Annotated in this window: 14 protein-coding genes and 1 tRNA gene; 6 read left to right on the top strand and 9 right to left on the bottom strand. The window is 58.3% G+C overall.

Features of this window, described 5'->3' with window-relative positions; genetic code table 11:
- Positions 1 to 43 precede the first annotated feature (43 nt).
- The 8 genes from ychF to ACA048_RS24785 all read right to left on the bottom strand — a co-directional run bounded on the left by ychF (position 44) and on the right by ACA048_RS24785 (position 6,960).
- Positions 44 to 1,144: a redox-regulated ATPase YchF gene (ychF, locus tag ACA048_RS24820; protein WP_497626691.1), complete on the bottom strand. Its 1,101-nt coding sequence runs from the start codon at positions 1,142 to 1,144 to the stop codon at positions 44 to 46.
- 22 nt (positions 1,145 to 1,166) lie between these two features.
- Complete coding sequence (pth, locus tag ACA048_RS24815; RefSeq protein ID WP_046030136.1) at positions 1,167 to 1,751, bottom strand: aminoacyl-tRNA hydrolase; 585 nt, start codon at positions 1,749 to 1,751, stop codon at positions 1,167 to 1,169.
- 168 nt (positions 1,752 to 1,919) lie between these two features.
- Positions 1,920 to 2,519 carry a 50S ribosomal protein L25/general stress protein Ctc gene (locus ACA048_RS24810; protein WP_497626690.1) on the bottom strand — a complete coding sequence of 200 codons (600 nt, stop codon included), beginning with the start codon at positions 2,517 to 2,519 and terminating at the stop codon, positions 1,920 to 1,922.
- Positions 2,520 to 2,660: 141 nt separating this feature from the next.
- A complete protein-coding gene (locus ACA048_RS24805) occupies positions 2,661 to 3,602 on the bottom strand; it encodes a ribose-phosphate pyrophosphokinase (protein ID WP_003208392.1) in 942 nt (313 codons plus the stop codon).
- A gap of 46 nt (positions 3,603 to 3,648) precedes the next feature.
- Positions 3,649 to 3,723 (bottom strand) — tRNA-Gln (locus ACA048_RS24800).
- Between the two features lie 36 nt (positions 3,724 to 3,759).
- Positions 3,760 to 4,611, bottom strand: a complete 852-nt coding sequence (gene ispE, locus ACA048_RS24795) for a 4-(cytidine 5'-diphospho)-2-C-methyl-D-erythritol kinase (protein ID WP_497629929.1) — start codon at positions 4,609 to 4,611, stop codon at positions 3,760 to 3,762.
- Positions 4,612 to 4,613: 2 nt separating this feature from the next.
- Positions 4,614 to 5,231, bottom strand: a complete 618-nt coding sequence (lolB, locus tag ACA048_RS24790; protein WP_497626689.1) for a lipoprotein insertase outer membrane protein LolB — start codon at positions 5,229 to 5,231, stop codon at positions 4,614 to 4,616.
- A 4-nt stretch (positions 5,232 to 5,235) separates the two neighbouring features.
- Positions 5,236 to 6,960 (bottom strand): tetratricopeptide repeat protein, encoded by a 1,725-nt coding sequence (locus ACA048_RS24785; protein WP_497626688.1) that lies wholly within the window; start codon positions 6,958 to 6,960, stop codon positions 5,236 to 5,238.
- A gap of 182 nt (positions 6,961 to 7,142) precedes the next feature.
- Between ACA048_RS24785 and hemA the strand changes: the two genes are divergently transcribed.
- The 6 genes from hemA (at position 7,143) to ACA048_RS24755 (ending at position 12,507) form a co-directional block, all read left to right on the top strand.
- Positions 7,143 to 8,432 (top strand): glutamyl-tRNA reductase, encoded by a 1,290-nt coding sequence (gene hemA / locus ACA048_RS24780; RefSeq protein ID WP_007942657.1) that lies wholly within the window; start codon positions 7,143 to 7,145, stop codon positions 8,430 to 8,432.
- Positions 8,429 to 9,511, top strand: coding sequence for a peptide chain release factor 1 (gene prfA, locus ACA048_RS24775; RefSeq protein WP_223515431.1), 1,083 nt, complete (start codon positions 8,429 to 8,431; stop codon positions 9,509 to 9,511). Before hemA ends, prfA begins: the two co-directional genes overlap by 4 nt.
- Positions 9,512 to 10,342, top strand: coding sequence for a peptide chain release factor N(5)-glutamine methyltransferase (gene prmC / locus ACA048_RS24770; protein ID WP_497626687.1), 831 nt, complete (start codon positions 9,512 to 9,514; stop codon positions 10,340 to 10,342).
- The gene (locus tag ACA048_RS24765) at positions 10,336 to 11,091 is read left to right on the top strand and encodes a molybdopterin-synthase adenylyltransferase MoeB (protein WP_497626686.1); all 756 of its coding nucleotides are present in this window, start codon (positions 10,336 to 10,338) and stop codon (positions 11,089 to 11,091) included. The genes prmC and ACA048_RS24765 overlap by 7 nt, the downstream gene beginning before the upstream one ends.
- Positions 11,084 to 11,875, top strand: coding sequence for a glutamate racemase (gene murI, locus ACA048_RS24760; protein WP_497626685.1), 792 nt, complete (start codon positions 11,084 to 11,086; stop codon positions 11,873 to 11,875). Before ACA048_RS24765 ends, murI begins: the two co-directional genes overlap by 8 nt.
- A gap of 113 nt (positions 11,876 to 11,988) precedes the next feature.
- A complete protein-coding gene (locus tag ACA048_RS24755; RefSeq protein WP_497626684.1) occupies positions 11,989 to 12,507 on the top strand; it encodes an acyloxyacyl hydrolase in 519 nt (172 codons plus the stop codon).
- A gap of 104 nt (positions 12,508 to 12,611) precedes the next feature.
- Here ACA048_RS24755 and ACA048_RS24750 read toward each other — a convergent pair whose 3' ends face one another.
- Positions 12,612 to 12,917 (bottom strand): YkgJ family cysteine cluster protein, encoded by a 306-nt coding sequence (locus ACA048_RS24750; protein WP_007942663.1) that lies wholly within the window; start codon positions 12,915 to 12,917, stop codon positions 12,612 to 12,614.
- Positions 12,918 to 12,924 lie beyond the last annotated feature (7 nt).

The raw sequence follows: 12,924 nt of genomic DNA, 5'->3' as shown, positions 1-12,924 counted from the left end.
GCGATTTGGAGCGCCTCTCGGTTCAGCGAGTGACTGTACCTAGCTACACGTTAAAACGGAAGTGCATCACGTCGCCGTCTTTAACGATGTAATCCTTGCCTTCCAGACGCCATTTGCCGGCTTCTTTGGTGCCGGCTTCGCCCTTGTACTGGATGAAGTCGTCGTACGCGATCACTTCGGCGCGGATGAAGCCTTTTTCGAAGTCGGTGTGGATCACGCCAGCGGCTTGCGGTGCGGTGGCACCGACGCGGACGGTCCAGGCGCGGACTTCTTCGACGCCGGCGGTGAAGTAGGTCTGCAGGTGCAGCATTTCATAGCCAGCGCGGATTACGCGGTTCAGGCCAGGTTCTTCGAGGCCCAGGGCTTCGAGGAACATGTCTTTCTCGTCGCCGTCTTCCAGCTCGGCGATTTCGGCTTCGATCTTGTTGCAAACCGGAACCACCATGGCGCCTTCTTCGTCGGCGATGGCCTTGACGATGTCGAGCAGCGGGTTGTTCTCGAAACCGTCTTCAGCGACGTTGGCGATGTACATGACCGGCTTGGTGGTCAGCAGGTGGAAGCCACGAACCACAGCTTTGTCGTCGGCGCCCATGTTCTTCATCAGCGTGCGCGCAGGCTTGCCGAGGGTGAAGTGAGCGATCAGTTGCTCAAGCAGGCCTTTCTGGACCACGGCGTCCTTGTCGCCACCCTTGGCATTACGGGCGACTTTCTGCAGTTGCTTTTCGCAGCTGTCGAGGTCGGCGAAGATCAGTTCCAGGTCGATGATCTCGATGTCGCGTTTCGGGTCGACGCTGTTGGAGACGTGAATTACGTTCTCGTCTTCGAAGCAGCGGACCACGTGGGCGATGGCATCGGTTTCACGGATGTTGGTGAGGAACTTGTTGCCCAGGCCTTCACCTTTCGAGGCGCCGGCAACGAGGCCCGCGATGTCGACGAATTCCATGGTGGTCGGCAGGATGCGCTTCGGATTGACGATAGCCGCCAGGGCGTCCAGACGCGGATCCGGCATCGGCACGATACCGGTGTTCGGCTCGATAGTGCAGAAGGGGAAGTTCTCGGCCGCGATCCCGGATTTGGTCAGGGCGTTGAATAGGGTGGACTTGCCGACGTTAGGCAGGCCGACGATGCCGCAATTGAATCCCATGGTGTATTCCCCGAGGAGTGAGTCAGGCCTTCTGGCTGTGCAGGTTTTTCATCGCGCGGTTCCATTCACCGGCGAGGATATCCGGCAGCACGCCGAGGGCAAAGTCGATGCTGGCATCGAGTTTTTCCTGTTCGGCGCGTGGCGCACGACCCAGGACGAAATTTGAAACCATACTGGCAACGCCCGGGTGGCCAATGCCAAGCCGCAAGCGGTGAAAGGTATTCTGATTGCCCAATTGCGCAATGATGTCGCGCAACCCGTTGTGACCGCCATGGCCGCCGCCCTGCTTGAGCTTGGCAACGCCCGGAGGCAGATCGAGTTCGTCGTGCGCCACGAGGATTTCTTCAGGCTTGATGCGGAAGAAACCCGCCAGAGCTGCTACGGCCTGGCCGCTACGGTTCATGTACGTGGTGGGAATCAGCAGACGAACATCCTGACCCTGATGCGAATAGCGCCCGGTCAGGCCAAAATATTTGCGATCGGCGACAAGGTTTACCCCTTGTGCGTTCGCGATGCGCTCAACAAAAAGGGCCCCTGCGTTATGCCGGGTCTGTTCGTATTCAGCGCCTGGATTTCCCAGGCCAACGATCAGTTTAATGGCAGTCACGATAGGGGCCCTTCCTTGGAGTGGTGGATAACATCGCCGCAATCAGTGTGTGCGGCGAAAGTGGACGAAAATTGCTCATTTACCATTATGTAAACTCCGCGTTCTCGCCCGCTTTCTCGCTACGTTCCAGTCCGCGATGTTTCCGGTCACTCCGGCGTACAGAGTAAATTACTCTGCAGCGCCTTCTGCAGCTTCTGGAGCAACACGTGGAGCGTGAACGTTGGCAACAGCCAGGTCGTTACCGTGAGCCAGAGCAACAAATTCAACGCCTTTAGGGGCGGTGATGTCGGACAGGTGAATGATCGCGCCGACTTCAGCGTTAGCCAGGTCAACTTCGATGAATTCAGGCAGGTCTTTTGGCAGGCAAGACACTTCGATTTCAGCAACAACGTGCGAAATCTCGCCGCCTTTCTTCACTGGAGCAGCTTCGTTGATGAAGTGCACAGGAACGGTAGCGGTCAGCTTTTGGCCGGCAACTACGCGTACGAAGTCAGCGTGCAGCACGTGGCCTTTGGCCGGGTGACGTTGCAGAGCTTTGATGATTACGTTTTGCTTGGTGCCGCCAACGTTCAGCTCGATGATGTGGCTGTAAGCCGCTTCGTTTTCGAGCAGTTTGGCAACTTCTTTAGCCAGCATGCTGATGGATTCAGGGGCTTTTTCGCCACCGTAAACTACAGCTGGTACCAGGCTTGCGAGACGACGCAGGCGGCGGCTCGCACCTTTCCCCAGGTCGGAACGCACTTCAGCATTCAGGGTAAAATCGTTCATGTTGTATCTCCAAAATAACCACATTCGCCCCAGCGTTTGCGACCAGCGCTAAAGGCGATATGGGCAAAAAAGCCCCGCCCCGACAGGAATGCCGGGGCGGGGCGCTTTTCGTCAACGTGATGAATGAGAAGGGCAGGGCCCTTAACGGAACATCGCGCTGATCGATTCTTCATTGCTGATGCGGCGGACCGCCTCGGCAACTACCGGCGCGATATCCAGTTGACGGATACGCGAGCAGGCTTGTGCAGCAGCGGACAACGGGATGGTGTTAGTCACCACCAGTTCGTCCAGCATGGAATTTTCGATGTTTTCGATCGCCCGACCGGACAGCACAGGGTGTGTGCAGTAGGCGAAAACCTTGGCCGCGCCATGCTCTTTCAAAGCCTTTGCCGCGTGGCACAGAGTGCCGGCGGTATCGACCATGTCATCGACCAGAATACAGGTACGCCCTTCGACATCGCCGATGATATGCATCACTTCAGAGTGATTGGCTTTCTCACGGCGTTTGTCGATGATCCCGAGATCCACGCCCAGGGATTTGGCAACAGCCCGTGCACGCACGACGCCACCAATGTCCGGGGACACGATCATCAGGTTTTCGAAGCGCTGATCTTCAATGTCATCCACCAGTACCGGGGAGCCGTAGATGTTATCTACCGGAATATCGAAGAAACCCTGGATTTGGTCAGCATGCAGATCAACCGTGAGAACACGGTCGATACCGACTACGGTAAGCATGTCAGCAACGACTTTCGCGCTGATAGCTACACGTGCGGAACGCGGACGGCGATCCTGTCGGGCATAACCAAAGTAAGGAATAACAGCAGTGATACGAGTAGCCGAGGAGCGGCGGAAGGCATCAGCCATCACTACCAGTTCCATCAGGTTATCGTTGGTCGGAGCGCAAGTCGGCTGAATAATGAAGACATCTTTACCGCGGACGTTTTCATTGATCTCGGCTGTAATTTCGCCGTCGGAAAACTTACCGACAGAGATGTCACCGAGAGGGATATGCAGCTGACGTACGACACGCCGAGCCAGATCGGGGTTAGCGTTCCCCGTAAAGACCATCATCTTGGACACGCGCAGTACCTGAAGGCTGAGGGTAACCTGGATGAGTATAGGAAAATGGCAGGGGCGGCTGGATTCGAACCAACGCATGGCAGGATCAAAACCTGCTGCCTTACCGCTTGGCGACGCCCCTGTATCTGTTGCAACGATTACCCAGTAATCGGTTCCTTTAGAGCAGACTTTGCAGCTTGCGATGCAACATCGAAACGTTGCTTCCCTTTGCTACAAATCCTGTAAGGGTCTCTGTAAGAAGGGCCGAGACTTTATCAGCTTCAGCTTTGCTTGGGAAGCCCCCAAACACACAACTTCCAGTTCCGGTGAGTTTTGCTTCGGTAAATTTACCTAACAAATTCAAAGCGTTACGTACCTCTGGATAACGCCTTGTTACCACCGGTAAGCAGTCATTACGACTGTTTCCCTTGGGAACGGGGCGCACTTTAATGGGAGGAGAGTTACGTGTCAACAGCGGATCTGAAAAAATTTCTGCTGTACTTACAGATACTTGCGGTACCAGCACGACATACCACGGTTCTTCGGGGTCTACAGGGGTCAGTTTCTCCCCTACGCCTTCGGCAAATGCCGCGTGGCCGCGCACGAAAACCGGGACGTCAGCGCCCAGTCCCAGGCCCAGCGCCGCCAGTCGATCCTCGTCCCAACCCAATTGCCAGAGATGATTCAGGCCCAGCAATGTCGTCGCGGCATTGGAGCTGCCGCCGCCAATTCCGCCCCCCATGGGCAGAATTTTTTCGATCCAGATGTCCATGCCGAGCGCACAACCGGATTGCTCCTGCAGTTGCTTCGCGGCCTTGACGATCAAATTGCTGTCGTGGGGAACGCCATCGAATTCGGTATGTAGGCGGATCACACCGTCGTCGCGAACGGCGAAGGTGATTTCATCGCCGTAATCGAGGAACTGAAAAATCGTCTGCAACTCGTGATAACCGTCTTCACGGCGACCGAGGATGTGCAGCATCAGATTGAGTTTGGCCGGGGAGGGCAGCGTCAAGCGCGGAGTCGTCATATTCACGACCCCAGCTTGCGTGGTTGCCATTCCTTGATCACCAGCGTGACATCAAGGTCGGTGCCGTGCAGTTTGATCTTTTCGGGCAGCCAGAAACCGTTTTGTTGTGTGTAAGAAGAGTATTCAACCTGCCAGCCATCCTGTTCGAGGCTCGCCAGGCGGCTGTCGGTATCCAGCGTCAATTTGCTTTTGCTGTCGGGCGCCGGGAGTCCACGGACCCACCAGGCCAGATTCGACACCGGTAATTTCCAGCCCATTTGTTCTTCCAGCAGGATTTCCGGGTTCGGTGCGTCATATCGGCCCTGATTGGCGACCTCCAGCGAGACCTTGCCAGGTCGGCCGGTCAGGCGTGCGGCACCGCGACCCAGTGGGCCGGAAAGGCGGATGTCGTAGTAATCCTGACGTTGCAGCCAGAACAAGGTGCCGCTGCCCGAGTCTTTGGGCGCGCGGATGCCGATCTTGCCGTTGATTTGCCAACCGTCGAGGCTGGTCAGTTGCTGCTTGTGTTCGCGCCATTGGGCCGGGTTTCCGTGACCTTCGACCGACTCGCGGGCACCGAAGCCTGCGCAACCGGCGAGCAGGGCGATAAAACTGAAAACGATAAGGTGGCGCAAAAACATAATCTTAAAGAGTCTCTGATCCGGTCAGGCGCTTGATGGTGCCGCGCAGGGTAGGGCTGTCAGGTTGTTCCTTGAGGAATTTGCCCCAGATTTGTTTGGCTTCCCGCTGTTTGCCATTGGCCCACAGGACTTCACCCAGGTGGGCGGCGACTTCCTGATCGGGGAAGCGATCCAGCGCCTGGCGCAGATAGCGCTCGGCTTCATCGAGATTGCCCAAGCGGTAGTTCACCCAGCCGAGGCTGTCGAGTACTGCCGGGTCTTCCGGATTGATCTGGTGTGCCTGTTCGATCAGGGCCTTGGCTTCGGCGTAGCGAGTGGTGCGATCAGACAGGGTGTAGCCGAGCGCATTCAATGCCATGGCATTGTCCGGGTCGCGCTTGATGATCAGGCGCAAGTCTTTTTCCATCTGCGCCAGGTCATTGCGTTTTTCCGCCTGCATGGCGCGGGTGTACAGCAGATTCAGATCATCCGGGTACTGCTGCAATGCTTTCTGCAAGACAGCCCAGGCCTTGTCCCCCTGTTTATTGGCAGACAGGGTTTCGGCCTCGATCAAATACAACTGAATGGCGTAATCCGGCTGCTCGTCGCGCTCGCCCGCCAGGTGGCGTTGCGCTTCGGCGGTCTTGCCGTTGTCCATCAGAATATCGGCCTGACGCAATTGTGCCGGCAGGTATTCGTTACCCGGCCCGACTTTGCCGTACTCGATCAGCGCGCCTTGAGGGTCGTTGCGTTCTTCAGCGATACGGCCGAGATTCAGGTGGGCGGAATCAACGTGGCTATCGCGGGCGATCAGCTCTTCAAGCAAGCCCTTGGCCTGGTCCCAGTCCTTGGCTTCCAGGCAGACCAGCGCCAGGGAATAACGCAACTCGTCGTCTTCCGGGTATTGCTGAACCAGGCTGGAAAACTCGGCTTTGGCGTCATCCATGCGGTCCTGTTCAACCAGCATGCGCGCGTAAGTCAGGCGCAGGCGCTTGTCGTCCGGGTATTTCTTGATGCTTTTTTGCAGCAGCGGCAACGCTTCGTCGCCACGGTTGAGCACTTGCAGCAGGCGCGCGCGCAGCAGGATCGGGGCGATTTCGCCATCGTCCGGTGGATTGTTTTCCAGCAGGGTCAGCGCGCCTTTGGCGTCGCCGTCCTGTTGCATCAGCAAGGCTTTGCCGAAGATCAACTGGCTGTTTTTCGGGTGGCGCTGCAACAAGCTGTCGAAACTTTTCATCAAGCCGTTGCGCGTGTCCTGGTCAGTATCGGCTGCGGCCAGGGCAAGAAAGTCGAAATGCGTGTCGCCTTTGCCTAGCAGGACTTTCTCCATATAGACCATGGAGTCGTCATAACGACCGGCACGGGCCAGTTGCACGGCGGCCGCACGCTGCGCTTCAAGGTCGTTTGGGGCGTTTTTTGCCCAGATCAGCGCGGTGTCCAGAGCGGCCTGATCGGCGCCCAGGTACTCGGCAATGCGAAATGCTCGCTCGGAGATGCCCGGATCCTGTGTGTTGATGGCCTGGGTCACGTAGTTGTCCAAAGCAATGTCGTAACGATTGCGCTGGCCAGCCAGTTCGGCGCTCAACAGGCTGAAGACGGTTTCTTCACTGAGTGAGCTGTAAACCTTGGGCTTTTCAGGGGCCGGACTGCTGTCTTCAACCGGCGGTGTACCGTCCGGCGACACGGGTGCCAAGGCCTGGCAGCCGCTGAGGAAGACAAAAGCGAGGAGCAACGCGGAGGATCTATTCATATAGGAAAAGGACGACTAACCTGCGGTCGGATCATCATGACACAAGCCTTCGGCCAAACATAACCGAGTCTCAATCGAGGCCTTTATAGAGGCGGGACATTGGGACAATAGTCAGCGGTAGTTGTTCTGTCTGTGGCGAAGTAGGACAATTGCCGGCTTCACGTCACCATCAGCGACCTTGAATGGCCTTCCTTGCACTCGGTATCAACCACAAGACTGCTTCAGTAGACGTCCGCGAGCGCGTGGCCTTTACCCCTGAGCAGCTGGTGGAGGCGTTGCAGCAGCTCTGCCGCCTCACCGACAGCCGCGAAGCTGCGATCCTCTCCACCTGCAATCGCAGTGAACTCTATATAGAACAGGATCACCTTTCGGCTGACATTGTGTTGCGCTGGTTGGCCGACTATCACCATTTGAGCCTCGAAGAGCTGCGTGCGAGCAGTTATGTGCACGAAGATGATGCGGCAGTTCGTCACATGATGCGGGTTGCCTCCGGGCTCGACTCGCTGGTGTTGGGCGAGCCGCAGATTCTTGGTCAGATGAAGTCGGCCTACGCCGTCGCCCGCGAGGCCGGCACCATTGGCCCATTGCTGGGGCGCTTGTTTCAGGCCACATTCAACGCGGCCAAGCAAGTGCGCACCGATACCGCCATTGGTGAAAACCCGGTGTCCGTGGCGTTTGCCGCCGTCAGCCTGGCCAAACAGATTTTCAGTGACTTGCAACGCAGCCAGGCCTTGCTGATCGGCGCTGGCGAAACCATCACCCTGGTCGCGCGCCATCTGCACGAGCTGGGCGTAAAACGCATTGTCGTCGCCAACCGCACCCTGGAACGCGCGAGTATTCTGGCCGAGCAGTTTGGCGCCCACGCCGTGCTGCTCTCGGACATCCCGGCTGAGCTTGTGCGCAGCGACATCGTTATCAGCTCCACCGCCAGCCAGTTGCCGATTCTTGGCAAAGGTGCGGTGGAAAGCGCCCTGAAGCTGCGCAAGCACAAGCCGATCTTCATGGTGGACATCGCCGTCCCGCGCGATATCGAGCCGGAAGTCGGCGAACTGGACGACGTTTACTTGTATAGCGTCGACGATCTCCACGAAGTAGTCGCCGAGAACCTCAAGAGCCGTCAGGGCGCAGCCCAGGCGGCGGAAGAAATGGTCTCGGTCGGCGCCGAAGATTTCATGGTCCGCCTGCGCGAGCTGGCGGCGGTGGATGTGCTCAAGGCTTATCGTCAACAAAGCGAGCGCCTGCGCGACGAAGAGTTACAGAAGGCCCAGCGCCTGCTGGCAAATGGCAGCAGCGCCGAAGACGTGCTGGTGCAACTGGCGCGTGGCCTGACCAACAAACTGTTGCACGCACCCAGTGTGCAATTGAAGAAGCTTTCTGCCGAAGGCCGCCTCGATGCGCTGGCCATGGCCCAGGAACTCTTTGCCCTGAATGAGGGCTCATCGGATAGCTTTTCGGATAAAAAACCGCAATGAAAGCGTCACTGCTCAATAAGCTGGACATCCTCCAGGACCGTTTCGAGGAATTGACCGCCTTGCTTGGCGATGGCGAAGTCATTTCCGATCAAAACAAATTCCGCACCTATTCCAAGGAGTACGCGGAAGTCGAGCCGATTGTCGGCACCTATAAACAGTTGCTCAAAGTGCAAGGCGACCTTGAAGGCGCCCAGGCACTGCTCAAGGACAGCGACCCGGACATGCGCGAAATGGCCGTGGAAGAAGTCCGCGAAGCCAAAGAGCAACTGATCGAACTCGAAGCCAGCCTGCAACGCATGCTGCTCCCCAAAGATCCGAACGACGGCCGCAACGTGTTCCTCGAAATCCGTGCCGGCACCGGTGGTGACGAGGCGGCGATTTTCTCCGGCGACCTGTTCCGCATGTATTCGCGTTACGCCGAGCGACGCGGTTGGCGAGTGGAAATCCTCTCGGAGAACGAAGGCGAACACGGTGGCTATAAAGAAGTCATCGCCCGGGTCGAAGGTGACAACGTCTACGGCAAGCTGAAATTCGAATCCGGAGCGCACCGTGTGCAACGGGTTCCGGCCACCGAGTCCCAGGGGCGCATCCACACCTCGGCCTGCACCGTGGCGGTGTTGCCCGAGCCGGACGAACAGGAAACGATCGAGATCAACCCGGCGGATTTGCGGGTCGATACCTATCGCTCCTCGGGGGCCGGTGGTCAGCACGTCAACAAGACCGACTCGGCGATCCGCATCACGCACTTGCCGTCCGGTATTGTCGTGGAGTGCCAGGAAGAACGCTCGCAGCACAAAAACCGCGCCCGGGCGATGTCCTGGCTGTCGGCCAAACTTAATGATCAGCAAACCAGCGCCGCGGCAAATGCCATCGCCAGCGAGCGTAAATTGCTGGTCGGTTCCGGTGATCGCTCCGAGCGGATCCGTACCTACAACTTTGCCCAGGGCCGGGTCACCGACCACCGGGTTAACCTGACGCTGTATTCGCTCGACGAAATCCTCGCCGGCGGGGTCGATGCAGTGATCGAGCCGTTGCTGGCCGAGTACCAGGCCGATCAATTGGCAGCGATAGGTGAATAAATGACGATCATTGCCAGTTTGTTGCGCGCCGCCGATTTGCCTGACTCGCCCACGGCGCGTCTGGATGCCGAGCTGCTGCTCGCTGCCGCATTGGGCAAGCCCCGCAGTTTTCTGCACACCTGGCCGGAGCGCATTGTTCCCAGTGAAGCGGCGCTGACGTTTGCCAGTTACTTGCAGCGCCGTCGTGTCGGCGAGCCAGTGGCTTACATTCTGGGGCAGCAAGGGTTTTGGAAGCTGGACCTTGAAGTGGCTCCGCACACATTGATACCGCGCCCCGACACCGAACTGCTGGTGGAAGCTGCGCTTGAGTTGTTGCCGGCCACACCTGCCAAGGTTCTAGACCTTGGCACCGGCAGCGGTGCCATCGCCTTGGCCCTGGCCAGCGAGCGCCCGGCGTGGAAGGTCACGGCAGTGGATCGCGTGCTTGAAGCCGTGGCACTGGCCGAGCGTAACCGCCAGCGCCTGCACCTCAATAACGCCACGGTGCTGAGCAGCCATTGGTTCAGCGCCCTGGCAGGTCAGCGTTTTCAACTGATCATCAGCAACCCGCCTTACATCCCTTCCTCCGACCCGCATCTGGTGGAAGGCGACGTGCGCTTCGAGCCGGCCAGTGCGCTGGTGGCCGGTGTCGACGGGCTCGACGATCTGCGCTTGATCGTCGCCCAGGCACCGGATTACCTCGAAGCCGGTGGCTGGCTGATGCTCGAACACGGCTACGATCAAGCCAGTGCGGTACGCGATTTGCTGCTGACTCACGGTTTTGAAGACGTCCATAGCCGTACCGACCTGGGTGGTCACGAACGTATCAGCCTGGGGCGCCTGCCGTGCTGAATGATCAGGAATTGTTGCGCTACAGTCGGCAGATTCTGTTGCAACACGTCGACATCGACGGCCAGTTGCGCTTGAAAGAGAGCCGCGTGTTGATCGTCGGCCTCGGTGGTCTCGGTTCACCGGTTGCGCTCTACCTGGCCGCTGCTGGCGTGGGTGAGCTGCACCTTGCCGACTTCGACACGGTCGACCTGACCAACCTGCAGCGTCAGATCGTTCACGACACCGATAGCATCGGCCTGAGCAAGGTTGATTCGGCGATCAAACGCCTGAGCGCGATCAATCCCGAGATAAAACTGATCGCCCATCGCGCCGCACTGAACGAGGATTCCTTGGCCGCCGCCGTGGCTGCGGTGGATCTGGTGCTTGATTGTTCAGATAACTTCTCCACCCGAGAAGCGGTCAATGCTGCCTGTGTCACCGTCCGCAAACCACTGGTCAGTGGCGCGGCGATTCGCCTCGAAGGGCAATTGTCGGTGTTCGACCCGCGCCGTCCGGAGAGCCCGTGCTACCACTGTTTATACGGGCATGGCAGCGAAGCCGAGCTGACGTGCAGCGAAGCCGGTGTCGTCGGGCCCTTGGTGGGTTTGGTGGGGAGCCTTCAGGCACTGGAAGCCATGAAACTGCTGGTCGGTTTCGGCGAGCCACTGGTGGGGCGTTTGTTGTTGATCGATGCGCTGGGCTCGCGCTTTCGCGAATTGCGGGTCAAGCGTGATCCGGGCTGTAGTGTCTGTGGTTCGACACATGCGTGAAGCGCCGATTGGCGTGTTCGATTCCGGCGTCGGTGGGCTCTCGGTGCTGGCCGAGATCCAGCGTTTGTTGCCCAACGAGTCACTGCTGTACGTCGCCGACTGCGGGAATGTTCCTTACGGCGAGAAAACCCCGGAATTCATCCGCCAGCGCTGTAGCGTCATGGCCGAATTTTTCCATCAGCAGGGTGCGAAGGCGTTGGTGCTGGCGTGCAATACCGCGACCGTCGCGGGCGTTGCAGATTTGCGGCGCGACTATCCTCAGTGGCCCATCGTCGGCATGGAGCCTGCGGTCAAACCCGCCGCCGCCGCGACCCGCAGCGGTGTGGTGGGCGTGCTCGCCACCACGGGCACCTTGCAAAGTGCCAAGTTCGCCGCCTTGCTCGACCGTTTTGCCTCCGATGTGCGCGTCATCACTCAGCCATGTCCCGGCCTGGTAGAACTGATTGAAAACGGCGATTTGCACAGCGAGGCATTGCGCCAGTTGCTGGCAAGGTACGTCGAACCGCTGCTGGGCGCCGGGTGCGACACCCTGATTCTGGGTTGTACGCATTATCCTTTCCTAAAGCCTTTGCTTAAGCAGATGATCCCCGATGACATCAGCCTGATCGACACGGGGGCGGCTGTCGCGCGGCAACTTCAACGTCTGTTGGCCGAGCGTGAATTGCTCGCCGATGGACCTGTTCGTGCCGCTCGGTTCTGGACGAGTGCCGATCCCGTTCATTTCAGAAATATCTTGCCGATACTGTGGAATACGTCGGGTGTTGTGAGAAGCTTCGAGGGGTAAGTAACGAGTTGGGGGCGAAAGAGCAATTGGCATGAACTTTTGATCAAACGTCGACTTCTATAGCGTTCAGCAACTGAAAACCATACGAAATCGTTTGGAAAAGGAAGTTTCTAGTGAGGCGACTATTCTGCTTGGCCGCGATTGCGGCCGCTTTGATGGGGCAAAGTTTCACCGCACAGGCAGCAGGCGTGGAGTTCGGGGTCGGCCAGACCACCGATTCAACCATGACCTATCGACTGGGCATGCAATTCGATTGGGACAAGAGCTGGTGGCAAAGTGACGTGGGGCGCCTGACGGGTAACTGGAGCGGTGCCTATACCTATTGGGACGGGGACAAGACTTCCAGCAACAACAGCCTGTCGTTCTCGCCGGTGTTTGTTTACGAGTTTGCCGGTCAGTCCATCAAACCCTATGTCGAGGCGGGTATTGGTGTGGCGTTTTTCTCCCATACCGAACTTGAGAACAACGACATTGGCCAGTCCTTCCAATTCGAAGACCGTTTCGGTTTCGGTGCGCGTTTTGCCGGCGGTCATGAAGTCGGGATTCGTGCGACGCACTATTCCAATGGCGGTATGGCCAATCACAACGATGGCGTAGAAAGTTACGCGCTGCACTACACCATGCCGTTGTAATGTCAAAAACATCGCGGGCAAGCCACGCTCCCACAGGTCAGGCATTCTCCTGTGGGAGCGTGCCTTGCCCGCGATGGCGTCGGATCGAGCGATACACTTCCAGGTTACCGATATGCCGTGCTGATCCCCTGGCGCTCTTCGATGCACTCCGGTGCGCCCATCTCGAATTCCCGGCAGATCAGCGGACGCTTTTCGTAGATCGTGCACATCATGCTGTTGCGATCCAGCGCAGCGCACCAGCCGTCGTCCAGACGCAGCATGACTTCCCCGCCCCAATCATCGGTATCGATAAAACGTTCGGGTACGCCCGTGTCGGTGATCAGCATCACTTCAAGCTGACAGCAGCAAGCCGCGCAGGTTGAGCACGTGACGGCCGGCTCGGCGATTTGCGTGTGGGGAATGGTTTTCATGGCGCCC

The sequence above is a fragment of the Pseudomonas sp. LBUM1659 genome (assembly GCF_059716045.1).
This window is presented reverse-complemented; position numbering and strand designations above follow the sequence as displayed.

Bases quoted from the DNA above. Each gene is read 5' to 3' on its own strand.
- ACA048_RS24750 (WP_007942663.1), bottom strand. From the start codon at position 12,917: ATGAAAACCATTCCCCACACGCAAATCGCCGAGCCGGCCGTCACGTGC.
- ispE (WP_497629929.1), bottom strand. From the start codon at position 4,611: ATGACGACTCCGCGCTTGACGCTGCCCTCCCCGGCCAAACTCAATCTG.
- hemA (WP_007942657.1), top strand. From the start codon at position 7,143: ATGGCCTTCCTTGCACTCGGTATCAACCACAAGACTGCTTCAGTAGAC.
- ACA048_RS24810 (WP_497626690.1), bottom strand. From the start codon at position 2,519: ATGAACGATTTTACCCTGAATGCTGAAGTGCGTTCCGACCTGGGGAAA.
- ACA048_RS24785 (WP_497626688.1), bottom strand. From the start codon at position 6,960: ATGAATAGATCCTCCGCGTTGCTCCTCGCTTTTGTCTTCCTCAGCGGC.
- lolB (WP_497626689.1), bottom strand. From the start codon at position 5,231: ATGTTTTTGCGCCACCTTATCGTTTTCAGTTTTATCGCCCTGCTCGCC.
- ychF (WP_497626691.1), bottom strand. From the start codon at position 1,144: ATGGGATTCAATTGCGGCATCGTCGGCCTGCCTAACGTCGGCAAGTCC.
- murI (WP_497626685.1), top strand. From the start codon at position 11,084: ATGCGTGAAGCGCCGATTGGCGTGTTCGATTCCGGCGTCGGTGGGCTC.
- prmC (WP_497626687.1), top strand. From the start codon at position 9,512: ATGACGATCATTGCCAGTTTGTTGCGCGCCGCCGATTTGCCTGACTCG.
- prfA (WP_223515431.1), top strand. From the start codon at position 8,429: ATGAAAGCGTCACTGCTCAATAAGCTGGACATCCTCCAGGACCGTTTC.